The 24,373-nt window shown below is 70.0% G+C and carries 19 protein-coding genes; 13 read left to right on the top strand and 6 right to left on the bottom strand.

Annotation, left to right across the window (positions count from 1 at the left end):
- Positions 1-37: 37 nt before the first annotated feature.
- From ACIBLA_RS29500 to ACIBLA_RS29490, 3 genes are all read right to left on the bottom strand, one after another.
- Positions 38-1,618: an MFS transporter gene (locus tag ACIBLA_RS29500; protein ID WP_399200382.1), complete on the bottom strand. Its 1,581-nt coding sequence runs from the start codon at positions 1,616-1,618 to the stop codon at positions 38-40.
- A complete protein-coding gene (locus ACIBLA_RS29495) occupies positions 1,615-3,090 on the bottom strand; it encodes a 4-hydroxyphenylacetate 3-hydroxylase N-terminal domain-containing protein (protein ID WP_363243312.1) in 1,476 nt (491 codons plus the stop codon). Before ACIBLA_RS29495 ends, ACIBLA_RS29500 begins: the two co-directional genes overlap by 4 nt.
- 197 nt (positions 3,091-3,287) lie before the next feature.
- Positions 3,288-4,253 carry an AraC family transcriptional regulator gene (locus ACIBLA_RS29490; protein ID WP_363243313.1) on the bottom strand — a complete coding sequence of 322 codons (966 nt, stop codon included), beginning with the start codon at positions 4,251-4,253 and terminating at the stop codon, positions 3,288-3,290.
- A 119-nt stretch (positions 4,254-4,372) separates the two neighbouring features.
- Between ACIBLA_RS29490 and ACIBLA_RS29485 the strand changes: the two genes are divergently transcribed.
- The 5 genes from ACIBLA_RS29485 (at position 4,373) to glgB (ending at position 13,689) form a co-directional block, all read left to right on the top strand.
- Positions 4,373-5,290: an NmrA family NAD(P)-binding protein gene (locus ACIBLA_RS29485; protein WP_363243314.1), complete on the top strand. Its 918-nt coding sequence runs from the start codon at positions 4,373-4,375 to the stop codon at positions 5,288-5,290.
- A 406-nt stretch (positions 5,291-5,696) separates the two neighbouring features.
- Positions 5,697-7,709, top strand: coding sequence for an alpha-1,4-glucan--maltose-1-phosphate maltosyltransferase (locus ACIBLA_RS29480; RefSeq protein WP_363243315.1), 2,013 nt, complete (start codon positions 5,697-5,699; stop codon positions 7,707-7,709).
- Positions 7,706-9,430 carry a maltose alpha-D-glucosyltransferase gene (gene treS / locus ACIBLA_RS29475; protein ID WP_363243316.1) on the top strand — a complete coding sequence of 575 codons (1,725 nt, stop codon included), beginning with the start codon at positions 7,706-7,708 and terminating at the stop codon, positions 9,428-9,430. Before ACIBLA_RS29480 ends, treS begins: the two co-directional genes overlap by 4 nt.
- 365 nt (positions 9,431-9,795) lie before the next feature.
- Entirely contained in the window at positions 9,796-11,256 is a 1,461-nt protein-coding gene (locus ACIBLA_RS29470) for a maltokinase (protein ID WP_399200381.1), read from the top strand.
- A gap of 45 nt (positions 11,257-11,301) precedes the next feature.
- Positions 11,302-13,689, top strand: coding sequence for a 1,4-alpha-glucan branching enzyme (glgB, locus tag ACIBLA_RS29465; protein WP_399200379.1), 2,388 nt, complete (start codon positions 11,302-11,304; stop codon positions 13,687-13,689).
- Positions 13,690-13,920: 231 nt separating this feature from the next.
- On the opposite strand, the gene ACIBLA_RS29460 is transcribed toward glgB, so the two are convergent.
- The 3 genes from ACIBLA_RS29460 to ACIBLA_RS29450 all read right to left on the bottom strand — a co-directional run bounded on the left by ACIBLA_RS29460 (position 13,921) and on the right by ACIBLA_RS29450 (position 17,142).
- Positions 13,921-16,227 carry a HelD family protein gene (locus ACIBLA_RS29460; RefSeq protein WP_399200378.1) on the bottom strand — a complete coding sequence of 769 codons (2,307 nt, stop codon included), beginning with the start codon at positions 16,225-16,227 and terminating at the stop codon, positions 13,921-13,923.
- Between the two features lie 166 nt (positions 16,228-16,393).
- A complete protein-coding gene (locus ACIBLA_RS29455) occupies positions 16,394-16,726 on the bottom strand; it encodes a thioredoxin domain-containing protein (protein ID WP_363243319.1) in 333 nt (110 codons plus the stop codon).
- Positions 16,723-17,142, bottom strand: a complete 420-nt coding sequence (locus ACIBLA_RS29450) for a MerR family transcriptional regulator (protein WP_363243356.1) — start codon at positions 17,140-17,142, stop codon at positions 16,723-16,725. The genes ACIBLA_RS29455 and ACIBLA_RS29450 overlap by 4 nt, the downstream gene beginning before the upstream one ends.
- A 251-nt stretch (positions 17,143-17,393) precedes the next feature.
- Between ACIBLA_RS29450 and ACIBLA_RS29445 the strand changes: the two genes are divergently transcribed.
- Genes ACIBLA_RS29445 through ACIBLA_RS29410 form a run of 8 tightly spaced genes read left to right on the top strand, consistent with a single transcriptional unit; the run spans position 17,394 to position 24,071 of the window.
- Positions 17,394-18,302 carry a LysR substrate-binding domain-containing protein gene (locus ACIBLA_RS29445; protein WP_363243320.1) on the top strand — a complete coding sequence of 303 codons (909 nt, stop codon included), beginning with the start codon at positions 17,394-17,396 and terminating at the stop codon, positions 18,300-18,302.
- The gene (locus ACIBLA_RS29440) at positions 18,299-19,402 is read left to right on the top strand and encodes a mandelate racemase/muconate lactonizing enzyme family protein (RefSeq protein WP_399200377.1); all 1,104 of its coding nucleotides are present in this window, start codon (positions 18,299-18,301) and stop codon (positions 19,400-19,402) included. The genes ACIBLA_RS29445 and ACIBLA_RS29440 overlap by 4 nt, the downstream gene beginning before the upstream one ends.
- Before the next feature lie 51 nt (positions 19,403-19,453).
- The gene (gene catA / locus ACIBLA_RS29435; protein WP_399200376.1) at positions 19,454-20,314 is read left to right on the top strand and encodes a catechol 1,2-dioxygenase; all 861 of its coding nucleotides are present in this window, start codon (positions 19,454-19,456) and stop codon (positions 20,312-20,314) included.
- A 6-nt stretch (positions 20,315-20,320) separates the two neighbouring features.
- Positions 20,321-20,617, top strand: a complete 297-nt coding sequence (gene catC, locus ACIBLA_RS29430) for a muconolactone Delta-isomerase (RefSeq protein WP_363243323.1) — start codon at positions 20,321-20,323, stop codon at positions 20,615-20,617.
- Positions 20,614-21,372: a CoA transferase subunit A gene (locus ACIBLA_RS29425; RefSeq protein WP_363243324.1), complete on the top strand. Its 759-nt coding sequence runs from the start codon at positions 20,614-20,616 to the stop codon at positions 21,370-21,372. The genes catC and ACIBLA_RS29425 overlap by 4 nt, the downstream gene beginning before the upstream one ends.
- Positions 21,372-22,019 (top strand): CoA transferase subunit B, encoded by a 648-nt coding sequence (locus tag ACIBLA_RS29420; protein WP_399200375.1) that lies wholly within the window; start codon positions 21,372-21,374, stop codon positions 22,017-22,019. The genes ACIBLA_RS29425 and ACIBLA_RS29420 overlap by 1 nt, the downstream gene beginning before the upstream one ends.
- A complete protein-coding gene (locus ACIBLA_RS29415; RefSeq protein ID WP_363243326.1) occupies positions 22,016-23,230 on the top strand; it encodes a thiolase family protein in 1,215 nt (404 codons plus the stop codon). The genes ACIBLA_RS29420 and ACIBLA_RS29415 overlap by 4 nt, the downstream gene beginning before the upstream one ends.
- 25 nt (positions 23,231-23,255) lie before the next feature.
- Entirely contained in the window at positions 23,256-24,071 is an 816-nt protein-coding gene (locus ACIBLA_RS29410; protein WP_399200374.1) for an alpha/beta fold hydrolase, read from the top strand.
- The last annotated feature ends 302 nt before the right edge of the window (positions 24,072-24,373 follow it).

Here is a 24,373-nt window from a genome sequence, read left to right as displayed (position 1 = left end):
CCCTGCCCCGCCTGCGCACTCGCTCATCCTCCTGGGTCTACTCCAGGGCGCCGCCGTCCCGGTCCTGGTGCGGGGGCGCGGACGCGGGCGCGGGGAGCCGCAGCCGGAAGGTGAGCAGCGCGGCGCAGGCGGCGAAGACGGCGCCGACGAGGAGGGCGGCCTTGAAGCCCGCGGTCTCGTCGGCGGCGCCGGTCGCGCCGAGGGCGTCGGTACGGGCGGTGGCGACCGCGACGAGGACGGCGAGGCCGAGTACGGAGCCGAACTGCTGGCTGGTGTTGATGAGTCCGGAGGCGAGCCCGGTCTCGCCGGGCGCGGCGTCGGCGGTCGCGGCGACGTTGGTGGTGACCATGACGAGCGGCAGGGCGACGCCCAGCAGGAGGCTGGGCGCGAGGACGGTGGAGACGAAGGTGCCCTCGGCGGCGAGGGCGAGTGCCAGCCAGAGCATGCCGAGGAACAGCAGCGCGAAGCCGAGCGTCATCGTGGGGCGCAGGCCCAGGCGGCGGATGAGGCGGCCGGTCTGTGGGGCGGTGACGACGACGGCGAGGGAGAGCGGCAGCAGGCCGAGCCCTCCGTAGAGGGGGGTCTGGTCGAGGACGCTCTGGAGGTAGAGGCTGACCAGGAAGAACATCGGGAAGAGCGCCATCTGGGCCAGGGCGCTGAGGCAGTTGGCGAGCCGCAGCGCGGGGCGCCGGAGGACGGCGGGCGGCACGAGCGGGTGAGCGATGCGATTCTCCAGGACGGCGAACGCCGCGAGGAGGACGAGCCCGCCGGCGAACGCGCCCAGCGTCCGCGCGCCGGTCCAGCCCGCCTCGCCGGCGCCGACGAGGCCGTACGCGACGAGCCCGAGTCCGGCGGTCGCGGTGAGTGCGCCACCGATGTCGAAGCCGCGTTCGGGGGTGCGGGTGTTGCCGTCGAAGAGCCGTAGCGCGAGGAGGGCGAGGACGAGCGCGCCGAGGACGTTGAGCCAGAAGGTGGAGCGCCAGCCGAGGAGGTCGGTGAGTACGCCTCCGAGCACGGTGCCCAGTACGCCGCCGAGCCCGCCCATCGCGGCGAAGGCGCCGAGGGCCTTGTGCCGGTCGGGGCCGTCGGGGAAGAGGTTCAGCAGCAGCGCGAACGCGGCGGCGGCGGCGAGCGCGGCGCCGACACCCTGGACGGCTCGGGCGCCGACGAGCACCGCCACGGAGCCGGCGGCCCCGCCGGCGGCGGAGGCGGCACCGAGCACCCCGAGCCCGCCGAGGAACACCCGTCGGTGCCCGAGCAGATCGGCGGCGCGTCCGCCGAGGAGCAGCAGCCCGCCGAAGGTGATCAGAAAGGCGTTGGCGACCCAGGACAGCCCGGCGGACCCGGAGTCGAGATCCCGCCCGACGGACGGCAGGGCGACGTTGATGATCGCGGTGTCCATGATGAGCAGCAACTGCGTGGACGCGAGCAGCGCGAGGGCGGCCTTGGGACCGCGCCCACCCCGCTGCGCCGGCGCTTTCCGCGCCGTCCCCGCCGCCCCCGCCTTACGCAGGTACGATCCCGACGCCTCGGGGCCGGGGGCGCGAAACCCCGGGGCGCCGGGAGCTGTTGGCCCGCCGGGGCCGCCGGGCCCCGTCGTCGGCTCGGTGTCGCTCACCGGGAATCCGTTCCTTCCGGCTCACCGCCGAGCGTGTAACCGTCGAGACACGCCCGCGCCAGTCGCTCGCAGGACGCCGTGTCGCCCTCCCATGCCTGCTGCATCAGATAGACGTGCGGCGCGCCGTGGTAGAAGCGCTCGTACTGCTCGTGGCGGGAGGCGAACTCCGAGCCCAGCGCGTCCCAGGCGAGTTTCAGCAGTTTGATCCGGTCCTCGGCCGAGTGGCCGGGCGCCCGTGTGTAGCGCCGTACCAGCGGGCCCAGCTCCGGATGGAGCAAGTCCTCGCCCGACGCGGGGAGTTGGATGACCCCGCCGCCCGCGAGGAGTTTGATCTCCTGTACGGCCTGCGGATACAGCTCGCCCGCCATGATGCGCTGCGCGAACGAGATGTCCTTGCCGGGCATCACTCCGCCGCGCCCGCCCTCGACCTCCTCGCAGGACGCCTCGGCGGCCAGTACGAACGCCTTCGCCTGCGCGACCTTCCCCAGCAGCCGGCCGATCGCCTGGGTGACGGGCGGCAGTTCGTACGTCCCGTTGGACTTCGTCAGCAGGATCGCGATCCCCGCGAGGAATTCGAGCTTGGTCCAGAAGCGCGTCGCCGCCTGGTGGACGAAGTTCACGTACGCCGGTGTCCGCCACCACATCCCGAAGCTCGCGTCGACGTTCCGGTAGGTGAGCACGGACTCCCACGGGACGAAGACGTCGTCGCACACGAGCAGCGCGTCGTTCTCGTCGAACCGCGACGACAGCGGGTTGTCGAAGACGCTGCGCGCCCGGCCCTCGTACGAGACGCGGGAGATGAAGCTGAGGCCGGGCGTGTCGACGGGGATCGAGAAGCAGACCGCCCGCTCCACGTCCCGCGGGGCGAGCGGTTCGATCGTGCCGACGATGACCTCGTTGCCGAAGACCGCCGCCGTGCCGATCATCTTCGCGCCACGTACGACGATCCCGCCGTCCTTCTCGGCGACGACCCGCACCACCGGGTCGTCCTCCGCCGTCCCGCCGGCCGCGTCGAACGGGGTGCGCGCGCCTTGCGGGTTGGTGATCGTGAAGGTCGGATAGAGGTCGCCGTCGGCGAGCCGCCGGTGGTACGCGAGCGCGTTCGCCGCGCCGTCGAAGCCGTCGGTGGTGAAGACACCCGGCGCCGCCGCGAATCCGGCCGCGCCGCCCGCCATGTAGTCCGGCGTACGCCCGAGGAAGCCGAAGCTCGCCTCGGCCCACACCTTGTACGCCTGCCGGCGCGCGACCAGGTCCTCGTAGCCGCGTGGCACCGCGAACGCGCGGTGTGCGCCGTCCTGTGTGAGCACCGGTGTGTGCGTGGAGTCGTGTGCCAGGTCGTAGAGCCGGGCGATGGAGCCCGCGGTGTGCCGGAACGCCGGATGGCGCGTGAGGTCCTCGACCCGCTCGCCGTCGAGCCAGACCGTGCGGCCGTCGCGCAACGACTCCAGATACTCCTGGCCCGATCTGGTCAACGCTTCTTCTCCTCATCCGGATCAAAACGATTCATGCGGCACGCGCGACACACCCGGCACATTCAGCGCGCCCCGCACATTCAGCGCGCCCGACGCACCCGGCACACCTGAGAGCCTTCCCTGGCGCAAGCGCCATCAGCAATGAACGACCGTCCAGCGGTCCTTAATAACCGGCCAGAGAGCGACATCGGCGGCCCCTACGCGGCGGGCACCGCACCGCTGCGGTACTCGCCCGGCGTCTTCTCGAACCACTTGCGAAAGGCAAGATGGAAACCGACGGCGCTGCGGTAGCCCACCCGGTGCGGCACCGCCGACTGCGGCAGCGACGTCTCCCCCAGCAGCCGCGCCGCCTCCTGCATCCGACGGCCCGTCAGATGCCGTGCGGGGGCCTCCCCCACGAGTTCGCGGAAGGCCGCGGTGAAGGCCGACCTGCTCATGCCGACCTCACGCGCCAGGGACTCGATCGTCCACGGCTCGGCGAACCGCGTCGCGATGATCACCATCGCCCTGCTGATGCCCGGATGGCTCAGGACCGGCAGCGACGACGGGTTGTCGGCGATCTCGCGCAGCAGCGGGCGCAGCGCCAGGACCAGCGCCATCTCGAACGCGCGCAGCGTGATGAGGCGGTCGCCGGGACCGACGGGGCGGTGCGGCGAGGCGAGCAGTCGCAGCGTGTCGCGGAGCAGCGGCTCGTTGTCGACCTGGGTACGGTCGAGGACCAGCGCCCACGGCAGCGCCGTGTAGAGGCCGGTGGCGGCGCTCGCGTCGTAGTGCAGTCCGGCGCAGAGCAGCCGGCTTTCCGGCCCGTCGCCCTCGATCCTCAACTCGCCGGAGGTGCCCGGCAGTCGCTCGGGCAGCACGGCCGCCAGCCGCAGTCCGCCGATGCGGTCGGGACGGTCGGAGATGCGGTGCGCGGTGCCGGTGGGGAAAACGGCGAGATCGCCTTCGCGAAGTTCCGTCGGTGTCTGGCCCTCGCCGGTGATCCAGCAGCCGCCCTCGACGATGTAGTGGAGGATCGCGCAACTCTGCTCGGCGTCGCCCTCGATGGCCCACGGCGCGCCGACGTGCCAACGACTGTCGAAGACCCCTGTGAGCCGGAGCGGCTTCAGCAGCTCGCTCAGGAGATCGTCACCTTCGCTCTTGATGGGCTCAATCGGTTCCATGGACGATCCTTCAACCCCCGCCCCGGTTTGTTAATTGATCGGCCGAAGCCGCCGCCGCCAGCCTTGTGAGAGAGCCGTCATCGACAGCAGACACACCTTATCGAAGGGCCTTCAGACACATGTCCGATCAGATTCCGATGCGCGTCGCGGTCGTGGGGGCGACCGGGTTCCAGGGCGGTGCCATGGCCCGTCTGCTGGCCGAACGCGGCCAGCGGGTCCGTACCCTGACCCGCGCCGCCGAAGGGGACCGGCCGCCGCTGCCCGGCGCCTCGTTCGTCGGCGGTGACCTGGCCGATCTCCCCGCCGTACGGCGGCTGATGGAGGGCGCGACGCACGCCGCGGTGACGATGCCGCTGGTGTACGGGACGGAGCAGGTCCGGCGCTACGCCCGTAATGTCGCGGACGCGGCGCGCGAGACCGGAATCCGGCGCCTCGTCTACAACGCCAACACCCGTATCCCCCAGCAGTCGACGAACGTCGCCGCCTTCGAGACGCGCCGGATCGCCGAGGAGGAACTGCGGGCGAGCGGTGTGCCGTTGGTGGTGCTGAGGCCGCCGGTCTATCTGGACAACCTGTTCAGCCCGTGGAACGGACCGGCGCTGGTCAGCGAGGGCATACTGGCCTATCCGCTGCCCGGTGACACCCCCGCCGCCTGGATCTCGCACCGGGATCTCGCGGAGGCCGTCTTCGCGGCGCTCACGGTGGACGGCGTGGAGGGCGAGACCTTCGACATCGGCGGCAGCGAGTCGCTGACGGGCGACGAGCTGGCTTCGGCTTTCGGCACCGGCCTCGGCCGCGACGTGCGCTATCTGCCGCTGCCTCCGCCGGTGTTCGAGCGGGCGCTGTCCCAGGTCGCCGGCCCGGACGCGGCTGCCGGGGTCGCGGGCATCTACCACTACATGGCGACCGGCACCGACCCGCTGCTGATGGCCGGCGACGGCGGGCGGGCGGCCGACGCGCTCGCCGTGAAGCCGGCGCCGGTGGACGAGTGGGTGACGCGCCAGCCGTGGCAGGTCTGGTCGACCGAAGCGAGCTGACACTCCCCGCCCCGCCCCGCAAACCCCCGCAAGTCCCCCTGTTCCCGCCCCGTTCTCGCGGAAGCCGCCCGTGCGGCCGTGAGGACGGGGCGTCCGTCTTCCCGCGCCACATGGCCGATTCCGGCCCCGTCCGCAGAGTTGCCCAGGTCTTAACGGAACAGCGGATTGTGCACCCGAAATTCGTGGGAAGGCTCATCCGGTACGTACGGCAAGCACACCCGTTTCGCCCGATTCCACCGCTATTCGAGTGAACGCGGACAGGAGCGGCCATGCCCGGAGCCCGCCAGTCACCGCCAGAGCAGCTACAAATAACCGCAAACTACAAATTCTGTAAAAATCCTTGCATCCGCTCGCATCAGCTCGACCTCCCATGTCTGCCACGCCCGCTCAGCCCTCAGGTGATCTCATGATCGGTCGCATTCCTGTCCTGGACGTACGCCCTCTCGTCAACTGCGGCAAACGCCCCGCCAAGGCGGTGAGCGGAGAGACGTTCCAGGTCACCGCGACCGTCTTCCGTGAGGGCCACGACGCCGTCGGCGCCAATGTCGTCCTGCGCGGCCCGGACGGCCGGCCCGGCCCCTGGGCCCCCATGCGCGAACTGGCCCCCGGCACCGACCGCTGGGGTGCCGACGTCACACCGACGTCCGAAGGCCGGTGGACGTACAAGGTGGAGGCGTGGAGCGATCCGCTCGCCACCTGGCGCCACGCCGCCGAGATCAAGATCCCGGCCGGGATCGACACGGAGCTGGTACTGACCGAGGGCGCCGCGCTCTACGAACGGGCCGCGGCGGGCGTCCCCAAGCGCGACGGCCGCGAGGCGGTCCTGGCCGCCGTGGACGCCCTGCGCGACGAGCGCCGCCCCGCCGCCGCCCGGCTCGCCGCCGCCCTCAGCCCGGAGGCCGACGACGCCCTGTCCCGCCACCCGCTGCGCGAGTTGGTCTCCGCGTCGAAGCCCGTCAAGCTGCTGGTGGAGCGTGAACGAGCGCTGTACGGATCCTGGTACGAGCTGTTCCCGCGTTCCGAGGGCGCGGTCCTCACGCCCGGCGAGCCGCCGGTCAGCGGTACGTTCAGAACGGCCGCCGAGCGGCTGCCGGCCGTCGCCGCCATGGGCTTCGACGTCGTCTATCTGCCGCCGATCCACCCCATCGGCACCACGCACCGCAAGGGCCCGAACAACACGCTCACCCCCGGCCCGGACGACGTCGGCGTCCCGTGGGCGATCGGCTCCGCGGACGGCGGCCACGACGCGATCCACCCCGACCTCGGCACGATCGAGGACTTCGACGCCTTCGTGGAGAAGGCCGCCTCGCTGCGCATGGAGATCGCGCTGGACTTCGCCCTCCAGTGCTCGCCCGACCACCCCTGGGTGAAGGAACACCCCGAGTGGTTCCACCACCGCGCGGACGGCACGATCGCGTACGCGGAGAATCCGCCCAAGAAGTACCAGGACATCTACCCGATCGCCTTCGACCGCGACATGGACGGGCTGGTCGCGGAGACGCTGCGGGTGCTGCGTCACTGGATGGACCACGGCGTCCGGATCTTCCGCGTCGACAATCCGCACACCAAGCCGGTGGTCTTCTGGGAACGGGTGATCGCCGCCGTCAACGACACCGACCCCGATGTGATCTTCCTGGCCGAGGCGTTCACCCGGCCCGCCATGATGCACACCCTGGGCGCGATCGGTTTCCAGCAGTCGTACACGTACTTCACCTGGCGCAACACCAAGCAGGAGCTGACGGAATACCTCACCGAGCTGTCGGGCGAGTCCGCGTCCTACATGCGCCCGAACTTCTTCGTGAACACACCTGACATCCTGCACGCCTATCTTCAGGACGGCGGCCGTCCGGCATTCGAGGTACGCGCGGTGCTCGCCGCGACGATGGTGCCGTCCTGGGGCGTCTACGCGGGGTATGAACTCATGGAGAACGCCCCGGCCAAGGCCGGGAGCGAGGAGTATCTGCATTCGGAGAAGTACGAGCTGCGCCCCCGGAACTGGGAATCGGCGGAGCGAGAGGGACGCACCATCGCCCCGCTCATCACCGCGCTCAACCGGATCAGGCGCCGGCACCCGGCCCTGCGGCAGCTGCGCGACATCCACTTCCACCATGTCGACAACGACGCGGTCATCGCCTACAGCAAGCGGGCGAGTTCCGGCGCGGGCTCGGGCTCAGGCGCGGATGTCGTAGTGGTCGTCGTGAACCTCGACCCGCACCACACCCAGGAGGCCACGGTCTCGTTGGACATGCCGCGGCTCGGCCTCGACTGGCACGAGACCGCCCCGGTGCGCGACGAGCTCACCGGCGAGATCTATCACTGGGGCAGGGCCAACTACGTGCGCCTGGAGCCGGGTGTGACACCCGCGCACATCGTCGTTCTGCGACCGTCCCCGCCGATCGGAGGGTCACCCACACCATGATCATCAATGAGCCCGTCCACGACCTGTTCGAGGACACTCCCGCGAAGGACCGTGACCCCGACTGGTTCAAACGAGCCGTCTTCTACGAGGTCCTGGTGCGCTCGTTCCAGGACAGCAACGGCGACGGCGTCGGAGACCTCAAGGGCATCACCGCCAAACTGGACTATCTCCAGTGGCTCGGTGTCGACTGTCTCTGGCTGCCGCCGTTCTTCAAGTCCCCGCTGCGCGACGGCGGTTACGACGTCTCCGACTACACCGCCGTGCTGCCCGAGTTCGGCGACCTCGCCGACTTCGTGGAGTTCGTCGACGCCGCCCACCAGCGCGGCATGCGCGTGATCATCGACTTCGTCATGAATCACACCAGCGACCAGCACGACTGGTTCCAGGAGTCCCGCAAGGACCCCGACGGGCCGTACGGCGACTACTACGTCTGGGCCGACGACGACAAGCAGTTCCCGGAAGCGCGGATCATCTTCGTCGACACCGAGACGTCCAACTGGACCTTCGACCCGGTCCGTAAGCAGTACTACTGGCACCGCTTCTTCTCGCACCAGCCGGACCTCAACTACGAGAACCCGGCCGTCCGCGAGGAGATCATCTCGGCGCTGCGGTTCTGGCTGGACCTGGGCATCGACGGCTTCCGCCTCGACGCCGTGCCGTACCTCTACCAGGAGGAGGGCACCGACTGCGAGAACCTGCCCGCCACCCACGCCCTGCTGCGCGAGGTCCGCGAGATCTGCGACACGCACTACCCGGACACCGTGCTGCTCGCCGAGGCCAACCAGTGGCCGGAGGACGTCGTCGACTACTTCGGCGACTACGCCAAGGGCGGCGACGAGTGCCATATGGCGTTCCACTTCCCGGTGATGCCGCGGATCTTCATGGCCGTACGGCGCGAGTCCCGCTATCCGGTCTCGGAGATCCTGTCCAAGACCCCGGCGATCCCGACCGGCTGTCAGTGGGGCATCTTCCTGCGCAACCATGACGAGCTGACGCTTGAGATGGTCACGGACGAAGAGCGCGACTACATGTACGCGGAGTACGCCAAGGACCCGCGGATGCGCGCCAACATCGGTATCCGGCGCCGCCTCGCCTCGCTGCTGGACAACGACCGCAACCAGATCGAGCTGTTCACCGCTCTGCTGCTGTCGCTGCCCGGCTCCCCGATCCTCTACTACGGGGACGAGATCGGCATGGGCGACAACATCTGGCTGGGCGACCGCGACGCCGTACGGACCCCGATGCAGTGGACCCCGGACCGCAACGCGGGCTTCTCGTCCTGCGATCCCGGCCGGCTCTACCTCCCGACGATCATGGACCCGGTCTACGGCTACCAGGTCACCAACGTCGAGGCCTCGATGGCGTCGCCGTCGTCGCTGCTGCACTGGACCCGCCGCATGATCGAGATCCGTAAGCAGAACCCGGCCTTCGGGCTGGGCTCCTACACGGAGTTGCCGTCGACGAACCCGGCCGTGCTCGCCTTCCTGCGCGAGGCGCCGTCGCAGGAAGGCGACGGCGACGACCTGGTGCTCTGCGTGCACAACTTCTCGCGCTTCGCACAGCCAACGGAGCTGGATCTGCGCGCGTTCAGCGGGCGCCACCCGGTGGAGCTGATCGGCGGGGTACGTTTCCCCGCGATCGGCGACTGGCCCTATCTGCTGACACTGGCGGGCCACGGCTTCTACTGGTTCCGGCTCAGGAAGGACCCCGCGCCTGTCTGACGGACCAGGGCGTGTTTGAGAAGTCCCGTCCGGCCCACGACGCCTGGCACGCTGATCCTCCGCCGTGCGATCGCACGCACCACCGTGTCATCAGCCGCTCCGCGGCGGGCGTCGGCCCCGCCCTTCGGGCGGACGACGCTACTTCCCACACACGCCCAAGTGCGGGGCGGTCGGTTACCGCCGCCCCGCACGGGGCAGCATCCCCGACATCGAGTGGTCCGTACGAACGGGCTTCCCACGCCGGGCGGACTTTCGGTCCGTACGGACCATCCTCACCCGACACGTCCCGCACAGCCGGACTCCGTTGCCGCAATCCGGGACACTCTGCGCATCCTGTGGTGTGCCCGGGGAAAGGACGCGATGCCATGTCGAAGGCTGCATCCACCCGGAGCTCACCCGGCTCCGGTGCCGCACTCTCGCCCGCCGTCGCCGAGGAGTTGGTCGACTCTCTCGCGCCGTTGCTGCACACGTGGCTGCCGCGACAGCGGTGGTTCGCCGGCAAGGGCCGCCCCATCACCGGCTTCTCCGCGGTCGCCGCCACCGAGCTGATGCCGCCCCCCGTCTCGGGCCCCGTACCCGGTCTGCTCCATCTGCTGGTGCGCGTCGAACAGCGCTCCACGCCCGACCTGGACGCGCCGCCCGTCCCCGTCCCGCCCACCGACGACTGCTACCAACTGCTGCTGGGCGTACGGTCCGCACTGCCTCCCCACCTCGCCTCCGCGCGCGTCGGCGTCGTCGGCAAGGGGCCGCTGACCGGCCGGGTCGTCTACGAGGCGCTGCACGACCCGCACCTCGCCGACCTGTTGCTGGAGCGGCTGCGCTCGCCCGGCGCGCTCGGGCCGCTGCGCTTCGACCGGGCCGTGGAGATTCCGCCGGGGCTGATGCCGCGGCTGCTCGGCGCCGAGCAGTCGAACTCCTCGGTCGTGTACGGCGAGGAGTACATCCTCAAGATCCTGCGCCGGGTCTTCCCCGGCGCCAACCCCGATCTGGAACTGCCGCTCGCCCTCGCGCGCCAGGGCTGCCGACGGGTGCCGTCGCCGGTCGCCTGGTTCGAGGCCGTGGGCGACGGGACCGGCGAGGAGCCGCTGACGCTCGGGGTGCTCCAGCCGTATCTCCAGGGTTCCGAGGACGGCTGGCAGCTCGCCCTGCGCACGCTGGCCGACGGCGGCGCCTTCACCGACGAGGCGCGCGCGCTGGGGCGGGCCACCGCCGAGGTGCACCTCGCGCTCGCCGCCGCGCTGCCGACCGTGTCCCTCGGGCCGCGGCAGACGGCGCATCTGGCCGAGGCGATGTCGGGGCGGCTGGACGCCACCGCGCAGGCGGTGCCGTCGCTGCTGCCGTACGTCGCCGGGCTGCGCACCGCATTCGACGCGCTCGCCAGCTCCGGGAGCGGCGAGGGGGGCGGGAACGGGCTCGTCACGCGGGCGCAGCGGGTGCACGGTGATCTGCATCTCGGCCAGACGCTGCGGACACCGGACGGCGAGTGGTCCCTGATCGACTTCGAGGGCGAACCGGCCAGACCCCTCACCGAACGCCGCCGCCCGCAGCCCGCGGTGCGAGATGTCGCGGGCATGCTCCGCTCGTTCGACTACGCCGCGCGCTCCCACGAGCCATGGAGCCCCGACTGGGCGGAGCGCTGCCGGGCGGCGTACTGCGACGGTTACGCGCAGGCGACGGGCATCGACCCGCACGAAGACGCCGCGCTGCTACGGGCGTACGAGACGGACAAGGCGGTGTACGAGGTGCTGTACGAGGCCAGGAACCGTCCCGACTGGCTGCCCGTCCCGATGGCGGCGATCCGGCGACTGGCCGGCCGCCGCCCCTGACACCCGACACCCTGACACCGTCATCCCGCCGAGGAGGCAGCCCCCGTGAGCGCCCGCCCGCCGTCCGAGAATCCATCAGAGCCCCAACCCCAGCTCCCCGCCAACGGCGTGCCGGCCCCCGCCGGTGAGGCCAGGCCCGCCGGTGCGCGCCGCAAGCGGGCCGAGCCCGCGGCGAAGTCCCGCGCGGGATCCGGCGGCCATGTCGTACGGGCCGCGCCGCCGCTCGCCGAGTCCGACCGGCACCGGCTGCTCGGCGGCTCGCACCACGACCCGCACGGCGTGCTCGGTGCCCACCCCGGCAAGGGCGGAGTCGTCGTCCGCGCGCTGCGGCCGTACGCGAAGGCCGTGACCGTCCTCGCCAAGGGGCTGCGGGCCCAACTGCACGACGACGGGGACGGGTTCTTCTCCGGCGTACTGCCGTGGCGCACGATTCCCGAGTACTCGCTGCTGGTGCGTTACGGGGCCACCGCCGAAGAGAGCGGGGCGGTCGCGGGCGACGTCGACGAGTTGGAGGTGCAGGATCCGTACCGCTTCCTGCCCACGCTCGGCGATCTCGATCTGCATCTGATCGGCGAGGGCAGGCACGAGGAGCTGTGGCAGGCGCTCGGTGCCCGTCCGATGGTCCACGAGGGCGTCACCGGCACCCGCTTCACCCTCTGGGCGCCGAACGCGCAGGGGGTGCGGGTCTGCGGTGACTTCAACTACTGGGACGGCACGGTCTATCCGATGCGCTCGCTCGGCTCGACCGGTGTGTGGGAGCTGTTCGTGCCCGGTGTCGGCGAGGGCGCGCTCTACAAGTTCGACATCACCCGGCCCGACGGGTCGCACACGCTGCGCGCCGACCCGATGGCCCGCCGCACCGAGGTGCCGCCCTCGACCGCGTCGATCGTCACCGAGTCGCACCATGTGTGGCACGACGAGGAGTGGATGGCGCGCCGGGGCGGCGTGCCGGTGCACGAGGCGCCGTTCTCCGTGTACGAGATCCATCTCGGCTCCTGGCGACCGGGCCTGACATACCGTCAACTCGCCGTGCAGCTACCGGCGTACGTCAAGGACCTCGGCTTCACCCATGTCGAGCTGATGCCGGTCGCGGAGCATCCCTTCGGCGGCTCCTGGGGCTATCAGGTCACCGGTTTCTACGCGCCGACGTCCCGGATGGGCACGCCCGACGACTTCCGCTTCCTGGTGGACTCGCTGCACCGCGCGGGCATCGGCGTCATCGTGGACTGGGTGCCCGCGCACTTCCCGAAGGACGAGTGGGCACTGGCGCAGTTCGACGGCAGGCCGCTGTACGAACACTCCGACCCGTCGCGCGCCGAGCATCCCGACTGGGGCACGCTGGAGTTCGACTTCGGCCGCACCGAGGTGCGCAACTTCCTCGTCGCCAACGCCGTGTACTGGTGCGAGGAGTTCCACATCGACGGCCTGCGGGTGGACGCGGTCGCGTCGATGCTCTATCTCGACTACTCGCGCGAGGCCGGTGAGTGGGCGCCGAACGAGCGCGGCGGCCGGGAGAATCTGGACGCCGTCGCCTTCCTCCAGGAGATGAACGCGACCGTCTACCGCCGCTGCCCCGGCGTCGTCACGATCGCCGAGGAGTCCACGGCCTGGGACGGCGTCACCCGCGCCACGCACCATGTCGGGCCCGGCGGCTTCGGCGGTCTCGGCTTCGGGCTGAAGTGGAACATGGGCTGGATGCACGACTCCCTGGACTATGTCTCCAAGGAGCCGGTGCACCGCAAGTACCACCACGGCGAGATGACGTTCTCGATGGTGTACGCGTACAGCGAGAACTACGTCCTGCCGATCTCGCACGACGAAGTCGTCCACGGCAAGCGGTCGTTGGTCTCCAAGATGCCCGGCGACTGGTGGCAGCAGCGGGCCAACCACCGGGCGTATCTCGGCTACATGTGGGCGCATCCGGGCAAGCAACTCCTCTTCATGGGGCAGGAGTTCGCCCAGGGCGCGGAGTGGTCGGAAAGCCACGGCCCGGACTGGTGGCTGCTGGACCCGTCGTACGAGGCGGAGGCCGACCACCGCGGCGTGCGGGACCTCGTGCGTGAACTGAACGTGGTTTACGGCCGGACTCCGGCGCTGTGGCAGCGCGACACGGTTCCCGAGGGGTTCTCCTGGGTGGAGGGGGACGCCGGGGAGGACAACGTGTTCGCTTTCCTGCGCTTCGACGCGCAGGGCGCGCCGCTGCTCGCCGTCTCCAACTTCTCGCCGGTGGTACGGCATCAGTACCGCATCGGCGTGCCGGAGGGGATCTCGGGCTGGACGGAGGCCGTCAACACCGACGCGGGGCGTTACGGCGGCGGGGACGTGTTCAACCTGGACACCCTCAAGCCGGAGGCGGTCCCGGCGCACGGCCGCCCGGTGAGCATCCAGCTGACGCTGCCGCCGCTGGCGACGCTGTGGCTGCGGCCGGTCTGAGCGGTTGATCCCGGACCCGGCTCAGCAGCGTGCGCCGAGCCGGGTCCCCGGGGACGGGTCGCAGTCCGCCCCGTTCTGCACGGACAGCACGAGCGCCACGACCGTCGCCGCCACGGCAAGGGTCCCCGCCACCATGGCGGGGACCCCTCGTCCGCGCTTGCCGCGATTTCTCGTTCGCCGCATGTCTCCCCCGTTGTGGACATGACGACCATGCCCGTTCGGAGGCGGGGTTCACGACCCGGTCGGCCCGGCGGTGGCGCTCTCGTAAGCGAGCCGGGGCGGGACAGTGACATTCCTGACGATGCCGAGTCGCTGCGTCGCACGGGTCAGCGCCACGTACAGATCGTTGGTGCCGCGCGGCGAGCCCTCCAGTACGGCCTCCGGATCGACCACGATCACCGTGTCGAACTCCAGGCCCTTCGCCTGCCGGGGGTCGAGCAGGACGACCGGCCGGGTGAGGTCGGGGGTCACTCCCCAGGAGGCGTCGGTGAGTTCGGCGGCGAGCGCGGGCAGCAGCGCGCCGGGGGCGATCACCGCGAGCCGTCCGTCGGCGCCGTGTTCCGCCGCGTGCGAGGCCGCGTGCTCGACGGCGCACGCGGCGGCCGTCGGGACGAGGTCGTCCGGCTTCACCTCCCGTACCCACGGGCCGACTCCCGTCGAGCGGACCGAACGCGGCGGTTCGAAGTCCGGGTCCTGAAGTCGTCCGACCTCGGCGGCGAAGGCCATGATCTCGGCGGGCGTACGGTAGTTGACGCCGAGCCGTACATGCTCGAAGCGCTCACCCACGTACGGCCGCAGGATCTCCTGCCAGGAGTCGCAGCCTGCCACGTCACCGGTCTGCGCCGGGTCGCCGACCAGGGTCATGGAGCGGGCGGGGCAGCGGCGCATCAGCAACCGCCAGGCCATCGCGGACAGTTCCTGCGCCTCGTCCACCACGATATGGCCGAAGGCCCAGGTGCGGTCGGCTGCGGCGCGCTCGGCGGCGCTGCGGGTGTCGGTCTCCTCCTGGCGGTCGGCGAGGCGTTCGGCGTCGATGAGGTCGTGGGCGAGCAGGACCTCCGACTCCTCCTCCTCCCTGTCCTCGAACTCGTAGGTACGGGAGCCGTGGCTCAGCTCCAGCACCCCCTGCGCGTAGGCGATCCGCTCGTTCCGCTCGGCCTCGGCGACGGCGCGTGCGGCGGCGTCGTCCTCGCCCAGCAGCTCCGCGGCCTCGTCGAGGAGGGGGACGTCGGCGGCGGTCCAGTGGTCGGCGCCGCTGACCTGACGGCGGATCAACTCACCGTCGCCGTCGGGGAGATGGCTGGGATCGGCCAGATAGTCGGCGACGAGGTCCTGCGGGGTGAGGGTGGGCCACAGCTCGTCGATCGCGGCCTGCACCGCCGGGCTGGTGGCGATGGCCTTGCCGAGTTGCGCGATGTCGGTCGCGTCGAGGAGGTTCGGACCGCCGTACGGGTCGGCGCCGAGCCGGTCGGTGAGCTGCTCGGTCAGGGAGTCGATGACGGAGAAGGCGAAGTGCGGGCGGGCGAGATTGTGCGGGAGGCCGGCGTCACGGGCGCGGGCGCGTGCGTCCTCCGCCATCGCCCGGTCCAGATGGAGCGTTCCGTCGTCGTGCTCGATCTCGATGTGCGGATCGGGCACCCGCTGCCGGTCGCGCAGCGCGGCGGCCAGCGCGCCCGCCATCTCGGCGCGCCCCTTGACGCCCGCTGCGGCCGGGGTGTCGGTCGCGGTCGCACGTACGCCGGGGAAGAGTTCACCGGTCGTGGCCAGCAGCACGCCGGTCTCGCCGAGGGAGGGCAGCACTTCGCCGATGTACCCGAGGAAGGCCGGGTTGGGCCCGACGATCAGCACGGCACGGCGGGCCAGTTGCTCACGGTGCGCGTACAGCAGATACGCGGCCCGGTGCAGCGCCACGGCGGTCTTCCCGGTACCGGGCCCGCCCTCCACGACGAGCACGCCGCGGTGCGGTGCGCGGATGATGCGGTCCTGCTCGGCCTGGATGGTCCGCACGATGTCGGTCATCCGACCGGTGCGGGCCGAGTCGAGCGCGGCGAGGAGCACGGCGTCGCCGTCGGGGTCCTCGTAACCGGTGCGGGTGGTGTCGGTGAGATCCATGATCTCGTCATGGAGCGCGGTGACCCGCCGGCCCACGGTGGTGATGTGCCGGCGGCGGCGCAGACCCATCGTGGAATAGCCGGTGGCGAGATAGAAAGGCCGGGCGACCGGAGCGCGCCAGTCGATGAGCAGCGGGGTGCGTTCCGCGTCGTCCTGACGGATTCCGATACGACCGATGTGGTACGTGAGACCGTCGACGAGGTCGATACGGCCGAAACAGAGCCCGGTCTCCACGGCATTGAGCGTGGTGGCGGTGCCGGAGTACTCGGCGACCCGGACGTCCCGCTCCACCATGGCCTGCCGACCGGTGCTGACCTGCCCGATCGACATCCGCACCGCGGCCTCGGCCTGGTCCCTGAGCGCGTCGAGGCGCTCATGCAGGAGCGAGACGAATTGCTGCTCGCTCCGCAATTCCTCGGTTGACAATTCAGCCCCTGTCCGATAAGCTCTGCTCAGTGAATTGATTACGACTTTCGAGTAAAGCCTGGAAGTCGCGAAAGTCGAAACACCAAATATACGCAGAGCAATACCCCGGCCGTCAATTCGGTGCCGGGGTATTTTTGTGCGTCGGAGCCGCTGGGCCGGAGACGGCCTAGAGAACGTCCTCTAGCTCCTGGAGCAGCCGCCGCTTGGGCCGGGCGCCGACCATCGACCTGATCGGCTCGCCGGCGCGGAACACCAGCAGGGTGGGCATCGCGAGGACGCCGTACCGGTTCATCGTCTCCGGGTTCGTGTCCACGTCCAGCTGGACGACCTTGAGCCGCGCCGCCTCCTCCGCGGCCACGGCACTGAGCACCGGCGCGAGCTGGCGGCACGGCGGGCACCAGTCCGCGGTGAACTCCACCAGCACGGGAAGCCCGGCCTTCAGCACCTCGTCGTCGAAGGTCGCGTCGGTCACTTCGGCGACGCCCTCTGCCTGGATCATCTGTCTTCTCCCTCTCGGAGTTCGGGCTGTTCGTGCGTGGTCAGCTCGCACAACGGCACCGGTACGGCGGCCTCGGCCCGCGCCAGCTGCTCGCCGACCTGGGCGCGTACCGCCCCGAGCCGGCCGATCAGCCCGTCCAGCTCCGCGAGCTTGGCCCGGTACACGTCGAGCGAGCCGGGGCACGAGTCCCCGGCCGGATGCCCGGCCCGCAGACACTCGACGAACGGCCGCGTCTCCTCCAGATCGAACCCGAAGTCCTGAAGGGTCCGGATCTGCTGGATCAGCCGCAGATCGTCCTCGTCGTAGGTGCGGTAGCCGTTCCCCGCACGCCGGGCGGGCAGCAGCCCGCGGGACTCGTAGTAACGCAGCGCGCGGGTACTCGTCCCGGCCCGCTCCGCAAGCTCGCCGATGCGCATGTCCACGACGGTAATCCTTGACGCCGACGTCAAGGCAACGGCCGGCCCCCGGTCGCGAGGGCGTGCCGGATCGCGGCCGGCGCGGTGACGCGCCGCAGGGTTGCCCTCCCCGAGGCGTCGGCAAATCGTCTCGGCTCTCTTGCCCTATCTTGGAGTGACTAATATGCACAGCGTCTTAATGAGCTGCATTAAAGTATTTGTGGAGTATGGGATTCGTTCCTTACGCTGATGTTCATTCGAGGGAGTTTCCGATGGAGCTCAGGCACCTTCGGTATTTCGTGGCCGTCGCCGAGACGCGGCACTTCGGAAAGGCCGCGAAGCGGCTGCACATGGCCCAGCCCCCGCTCTCCCAGGCGATCCGACGTCTGGAGACGGAACTGGGCGTCGAGCTGTTCACCCGCACCACCCGGCACGTTGCTCTGACCGGTGCCGGTGAGGTGTTCCGTACCGATGCGGAACGCATCCTCAAAGCCGTCGACGAGGCGGTCGCGAGAGTCGGACGCTTCGCCGCCGGAGCCGAAGGGGTGCTGCGGATCGGCCTGACCGGAGCCGCCTCGTATCGCCAACTACCCACACTCGCACGTCTGGTGAAGCGCGAGATGCCCCAAGTGATGCTGGAGGTGCACACCGAGATGCTCACGCCCGCACAGGAGAGCGGACTACTCGAGCGCCGCCTCGACGTCGGTGTTCTCCGTCCGCCGGTGCGCCAGGAGGGCATAGCCCACCGCCCCATCGCCACCGAGCCCCTGGTCGTCGCCGTACCCGACCAGCACCCGCTCGCCAACGCGGCCACCGTCCGCGTCGAGCAGTTGAAGCACGAGGACTTCATCATGTACGGCGCCACCCTCGGCTCCGTGCTCAACGACGCCGTCGTCCGCAGCTGCCTCGCCTCCGGTTTCTACCCGCACTGCGCGTACGAGGTCACCGAGACCTCGGCCGCCCTGGCACTGGTTGCCGCCGGGCTCGGCATCACCGTGATGCCCGACTCGATCCGCTCGGCACCCCGTGAGGGCGTGGTCTGCATGGAGATAGAGGACGCGCTGACCGTACGGCTGGACCTCGCCTGGCGCGCGGACGACGAATCGCCGCTGCTGCGGAATCTCCTGAAGGTGCTGGAGCAGAACAATGTATTCCTAGAGGCCCGCGAGGGAGCGGAATGAAAATCGTCCAGGTGGAGGCCATACCCTTCGCCATTCCATACCGGAAGCCTCTGAAGTTCGCGAGCGGCGAGGTGCACACTGCCGATCACGTCCTGGTACGGGTGCACACGGACGAGGGTCTGACGGGGACCGCCGAGGCGCCGCCCCGCCCCTACACCTACGGCGAGACCCAGGAGTCGATCATCGCGGTGATCGACAAGCTCTTCGCGCCCCAGATCCTGGGGCTGACGGCCCTGGAGCGGGAGGCGGTCCACGAGCGGCTCGACCGGACCGTCGGCAATCCGACCGCCAAAGCGGCTGTCGACATGGCGCTGTGGGACATCCTCGGCCAGGCCGCCGGCATGCCGGTCTCCGGACTGCTCGGGGGCTACACCGACCGCATGCGGGTGAGCCACATGGTCGGTTTCGCGCCCGCCGACGAGATGGTCGCTGAGGCGGAACGGATCCGGGACACGTACGGCATCACAACCTTCAAGGTAAAGGTCGGGCGGCACCCGTACCGCGATGACGTCAAGGCCTGCCGGTCACTGCGCGAGGCCCTCGGCCCGGACGTCGACCTCTACATCGACGGCAACCGGGGCTGGAGCGCCTCCGATTCGGCCCGGGCCCTGCGTGAAATGGCCGACCTCGGCCTGACCTTTGCGGAGGAACTCTGTCCCGCCGACGACGTGTTGGGCAGGCGCTGGCTGGTTGCCCAGAGCCCCATCCCCTTCATCGCGGACGAGAGTGCCACCCGCGCCTCCGAGGTGACCCGCGAACTTCTCGGCGGCTCTGCCACCGCCATCAGCATCAAGACCGCGCGCACCGGATTCACCGCTTCCCAGCGCGTGCTGCACCAGTGCGAGGGCCTGGGGGTCGAGGTGGTGATGGGCAATCAGATCGACAGCCAGATCGGCACGTTGTGCACGGTTGCCTTCGGCGCCGCGCACCGCACGACCTCCCGGCAGCCCGGCGAACTGTCCAACTTCCTCGACATGACCGACGACCTCCTCACCGAGCCGCTGACCATCGAGTCCGGCACCCTGCACATCCGCGAGGGCGCCGGACTCGGCATCGACATCGACCCCGAAAAGCTGGCCCGCTACCGCCAGGACCGCTGACACGCAACCGGTTGACGCACCATCAAGAGCCTTTCTAGGGATGGGAAGACAGTGACTGACATCACCACCGAGCAGGCCACCGCCGCAGCCTCCGGCGCCGCCGCCACCGAACGGTTCCGCAGCAGGCATCAGTCCGGCCACACCTCTGCCGGCACCGAACGCGTGGACACCCTCGCAACCGAACTCATCACCGCCGTCCACGACATCGTCCGCCGCCACCAGGTCACCTACGCCGAGTACGACGCGCTCAAGGCCTGGCTGATCCAGGTCGGCCAGGACAGTGAGTGGCCGCTCTTCCTGGACGTGTGGATCGAGCACGTCGTGGAGGAAGTCGCGAACGAGAACCGCGAGGGCAGCAAGGGCACGATCGAGGGCCCGTACTACGTCCCCGGCTCCCCGCGCCTGCCCGCCGAGGCGACCCTGCCGATGCGGGACGGCGAGAAGGGCACGCCGCTGCTCTTCCAGGGACACGTGACGAGCGTGGACGGCACGCCGCTGTCCGGCGCAACGGTGGAGATCTGGCATGCCGACAACGACGGCTACTACTCACAGTTCGCGCCGGGCCTGCCCGAGTGGAACCTGCGCGGTCACGTGGTCGCCGACGAGACCGGCCACTTCTGGATCAACACCATCGAGCCGGCGCCGTACCAGATACCGACCGACGGCTCCTGCGGCCGGCTCATCACCGCCGCAGGCTGGCACGCCTGGCGCCCCGCGCACCTCCACCTGAAGGTGTCGGCGCCGGGCCACCAACTCATCACCACCCAGCTGTACTTCCGGGGCGGCAACCACGTCGAGGACGACATCGCCCAGGCCGTGAAGCCCGAACTGATCCTGGCCCCCATCCCGGTCGCGGACGGCAAGGGCGACGGCAACGAGGTCACCTACGACTTCGTCCTCGACAAGGCGTGATGCACGATGCTCTTCGCGGTACGGATGGACGTCGAGATTCCGCGCGACCTCGACCCCGGGGTACGCACGGACCTGGTGGCACGTGAGAAGGCGTACTGCCAGGAACTGCAGAAGTCGGGCGAGTGGGTGCACATCTGGCGGTGCGTCGGGCAGTACGCCAACATCAGCGTCTTCAACGTGGCCGACAACGAGGCGCTGCACCACGTCCTGTGGAACCTCCCCCTGTTCCCCTACATGAAGGTCGACGTGACACCGCTCGCCCAGCACCCGTCCGACCTGGCCGCCGGCGAGGTCGCGGCATGACGGACAAGGTGGTCGCCACAGCCCTGGAGGCGGTGGCCGATGTGCCGGACGGAGCGACGCTCGCGGTCGGCGGCTTCGGGCTGAGCGGTGTACCGAATGTGCTGATCCAGGCCCTGTACGAGCGTGGGGTCGGCGATCTGGGCGTGGTGTCCAACAACTGCGGGGCGATGGAGTCCGGCCTGGCGGTCCTGCTGTCGGCCGGGCGGATCGCCCGAGTGACCGGTTCCTACATCGGCGCGAACAAGGAGTTCGCCCGCCAGTACCTCGCCGGGGAGCTGGAGGTCGAGATGATTCCCCAGGGCACCCTCGCGGAGCGGCTCCGGGCGGGCGGTGCGGGAATTCCCGCCTTCTACACCCCGGCAGGGGTCGGCACGCAGGTCGCCGAGGGCGGACTGCCCTGGCGCTACGACGGCTCCGGCGGCGTCACTCTCGCCTCGCCATCGAAGGAGGTGCGGGAGTTCGACGGCACCGAGTACGTCCTGGAGCGCGGCATCCGCACCGACTTCGCCCTGGTCCGCGCCGCCAGGGGCGACCGGTACGGGAACGTCGTCTTCAACAAGTCCGCCCGGAACTTCAACCCCCTCGCCGCGATGGCGGGCAGGGTGACGATCGCCGAGGTGGAGGAACTGGTCGAGCCCGGCGCGATCGATCCGGACGCGGTACACCTGCCCGGGATCTTCGTGCAGCGGGTGGTGGCCCTCACCCCCGAACAGGCCGCCGAGAAGCAGATCGAGCAGCGGACGGTGAGCAGCTGATGGCCTGGACACGCGAGGAGATGGCGGCCCGCGCGGCCCGCGATCTTACCGACGGGCAGTACGTCAATCTCGGCATCGGACTGCCGACCCTGATCCCGAACCACCTCCCGCCCGGCGTCGAGGTGATCCTCGAATCCGAGAACGGCATCCTGGGCACCGGCCCGTATCCCACCAAGGACCAGGTCGACCCGGATCTGATCAACGCCGGCAAGGAGACCGTCACCGTTCTGCCGGGTGCGTCCTTCTTCGACTCCGCACTGTCGTTCGCGATGATCCGGGGCGGGCACATAGACGTCGCCGTCCTCGGTGCCATGCAGGTGTCGGCCGCCGGTGACCTGGCGAACTGGGCCATCCCTGGCAAACTCATCACCGGGATCGGCGGGGCGATGGACCTCGTCCACGGCGCCCGTACTGTCGTCGTCGTCATGACCCACACCGCCAAGGACGGCAGCCCGAAGATCCTTGAGGAGTGCGCGCTGCCACTGACCGGCAAGGCGTGTGTGAACCGGGTCATCACCGACCTTGGCGTGCTGGACGTCACCGATGAGGGTCTGGTGCTGGTGGAGACCGCGCCGGGCGTCGAGGTCACCGAGATCGTAGCGAAGACCGCCGCCAAGGTCCGTATCCCCGAGGAGATCCAGTCGTGAGCAACGGACTCAAGGACGTCTACATCGTCGACGCCGTCCGCACCCCCGTCGGCCGGTACAACGGCTCGCTGGCCACTGTCCGTCCCGACGACCTCGCCGCACACGCCCTGCGCGAACTCCTCGCCCGCACCCCGGACTTGGACCCGTCGCGCATCGACGACGTGTACTTCGGCAACGCCAACGGCGCCGGCGAGGAGAACCGCAACGTCGCCCGCATGGCCGCCCTCCTCGCCGGCCTGCCCACCTCCGTGCCGGGCGTGACGGTCAACCGACTGTGCGCGTCGGGCCTCGAAGCCGTCATCCAGGCGGCTCGCGCCATCGCGGTCGGGGACGCCTCCATCGCGGTGGCGGGCGGTGTGGAGTCGATGACCCGGGCGCCGTACGTGCTGCCCAAGTCGGAGCGCCCTTTCCCGGCCGGGGATGCCGGGTTGTACTCGACCACGCTCGGCTGGCGCATGGTCAACCCGGCCATGGACCCGCAGTGGACCATCCCGCTCGGCGAGAGCGCCGAACTCATCGCCGACAAGCACAGGATCAGCCGCGAGCAGCAGGACGAGTTCGCGCTCGACAGCCACAGGAAGGCGGCCGACGCGCAGGCCGCGGGCCTCTTCGACGGCGAGATCGCCGCCGTCCCGGTCCCGCAGCGCAAGGGCGACCCGGTCGTCTTCGGTACCGACGAATGCGTACGACCGGACGCGTCCCTGGCGGCGATGGCCAGGCTGAAGCCGTCCTTCCGCAAGGAGAACGGGACGGTGACCGCGGGCAACGCGTCCCCGTTGAACGACGGTGCGGCCGTCCTCCTCCTGGTCGACGACGAAGGCCTGAAGGCCACCGGCCACCAACCGCTCGCCCGCGTGTCAGCCACCGGCGTCTCCGCAGTCGACCCGCAGTACTTCGGACTCGCCCCTGTCCAAGCCGTCAACCGCGCACTCACCAAGGCAGGCAAGGGATTTGACGACCTGTCAATCCTGGAGCTGAACGAGGCGTTCGCCGCCCAGGTTCTCGGATGCGTCGCCGAGTGGCCCGAGTTCGACCCCACGATCCTCAACCCCCAGGGCGGCGCCATCGCCCTCGGCCATCCGCTCGGCGCCTCCGGAGCCCGCCTCGCCGGGACCGTCGCTCACCAACTCGCCCGCAAGGGCAAGGGAGTTGGCGTCGCCACCCTATGCATCGGCGTGGGCCAGGGCCTCGCCCTGGTCCTCAAACGCTAAGCAGAGCACACCGTAGGAGCCGCAGTTGACCACCGCCATGTTGCCGCATCACAGCCTCGACGGTCGGGCCGACGCTCCGCTGCTGGTCCTGGGGCCGTCTCTGGGCACGTCGATGACCGTTTGGGACCCGTACGTGGCCAACTTCGCCCAGCACTTCCGGGTCCTGAGATACGACCTCCCCGGGCATGGCGGCACACCATCAGCCCCGCTCGCGGGCCCTCAGGACGGCTCGGGTGCCGGCCGCACGACTGTCGCGGACCTTGCCTCCCACGTGCTCGATCTGGTCGACCACCATGGTGCGGAGCGTTTCCACTACATCGGCATCTCCTTGGGCGGAGTGCTTGGGGCCTGCCTCGCGAGTCGGCACCCGCAGCGAGTGGCCTCGCTGGCCCTGGTCTGTTCCTCCGCCCACTTCGGGCCGCCCGAACCCTGGCAGGAACGTGCTGCCCTTGTACGACGGGAGGGCACTGCCGCGCTGATCAAGGCCATGCCGGACCGCTGGTTCGCCCACGCCGGAACAGCGGACACCTCATTCGGCAAGGACCTGTTGCGAAGCCTCGCCGCCGCAGAGTCGCACGGATATGCGGCCTGCTGTGACGCCCTCGCCACGTGCGATCTGCGAGCCTCGCTGGCCGGGATCACCGCCCCCACGCTCGTCGTGGGCGGCTCGCACGACACGGCCACGCCACTGCATCATGCGCGGGAGCTGGCCGAGGGGATACCCGGAGCCACACTCAGGACAGTCGCCGCAGGCCATCTCGCGGTGGAGGATCCAGAGGCGCTGTCAAGGGTGCTGAACTCTCATCTCCATACGGCCGGTACGAACTCGACTCCGGCTTGAGCGCCCCCGCGCACCAACTGCCGACGGCGTCACATGCGTTTCCAGGACGGACCGATCTCCCGTCTGGACCACGGTACCGGCGCATCCGTACTCACCACCTACGACAACGGGGCCCGCGGATCGGCTTCAGCGCGGCCTGTGTGCTGGTGGCGCCTTTCCTGCGCCGGTCGACACCCCACAGGGTGTCGTCGCCGACCGAATGGCAGCCGTGGAAGCCTGGTGCGGTCACAGCACCGGCCGAGAACATTCCCTGTCACCGCCCCAGGGTTTCGGGCCGGTAAAAGAGTCATCGCGTCCAAGAA

Source organism: Streptomyces sp. NPDC050433, from assembly GCF_044458565.1.
Lineage (GTDB): Bacteria > Actinomycetota > Actinomycetes > Streptomycetales > Streptomycetaceae > Streptomyces.
The sequence above is the reverse complement of the archived record's forward strand: the minus strand, read 5'-3'. Positions and strand labels throughout refer to the sequence as shown.

What these genes read in the sequence shown, in the direction of transcription:
- ACIBLA_RS29420 (WP_399200375.1), top strand. Translation starts at nt 21,372, where the DNA reads ATGGCCTGGACACGCGAGGAGATGGCGGCCCGCGCGGCCCGCGATCTT.
- ACIBLA_RS29480 (WP_363243315.1), top strand. Translation starts at nt 5,697, where the DNA reads ATGATCGGTCGCATTCCTGTCCTGGACGTACGCCCTCTCGTCAACTGC.
- ACIBLA_RS29425 (WP_363243324.1), top strand. Translation starts at nt 20,614, where the DNA reads ATGACGGACAAGGTGGTCGCCACAGCCCTGGAGGCGGTGGCCGATGTG.
- ACIBLA_RS29440 (WP_399200377.1), top strand. Translation starts at nt 18,299, where the DNA reads ATGAAAATCGTCCAGGTGGAGGCCATACCCTTCGCCATTCCATACCGG.
- ACIBLA_RS29450 (WP_363243356.1), bottom strand. Translation starts at nt 17,142, where the DNA reads ATGCGCATCGGCGAGCTTGCGGAGCGGGCCGGGACGAGTACCCGCGCG.
- ACIBLA_RS29470 (WP_399200381.1), top strand. Translation starts at nt 9,796, where the DNA reads ATGTCGAAGGCTGCATCCACCCGGAGCTCACCCGGCTCCGGTGCCGCA.
- ACIBLA_RS29445 (WP_363243320.1), top strand. Translation starts at nt 17,394, where the DNA reads ATGGAGCTCAGGCACCTTCGGTATTTCGTGGCCGTCGCCGAGACGCGG.
- treS (WP_363243316.1), top strand. Translation starts at nt 7,706, where the DNA reads ATGATCATCAATGAGCCCGTCCACGACCTGTTCGAGGACACTCCCGCG.
- ACIBLA_RS29455 (WP_363243319.1), bottom strand. Translation starts at nt 16,726, where the DNA reads ATGATCCAGGCAGAGGGCGTCGCCGAAGTGACCGACGCGACCTTCGAC.
- catC (WP_363243323.1), top strand. Translation starts at nt 20,321, where the DNA reads ATGCTCTTCGCGGTACGGATGGACGTCGAGATTCCGCGCGACCTCGAC.
- ACIBLA_RS29490 (WP_363243313.1), bottom strand. Translation starts at nt 4,253, where the DNA reads ATGGAACCGATTGAGCCCATCAAGAGCGAAGGTGACGATCTCCTGAGC.
- ACIBLA_RS29485 (WP_363243314.1), top strand. Translation starts at nt 4,373, where the DNA reads ATGTCCGATCAGATTCCGATGCGCGTCGCGGTCGTGGGGGCGACCGGG.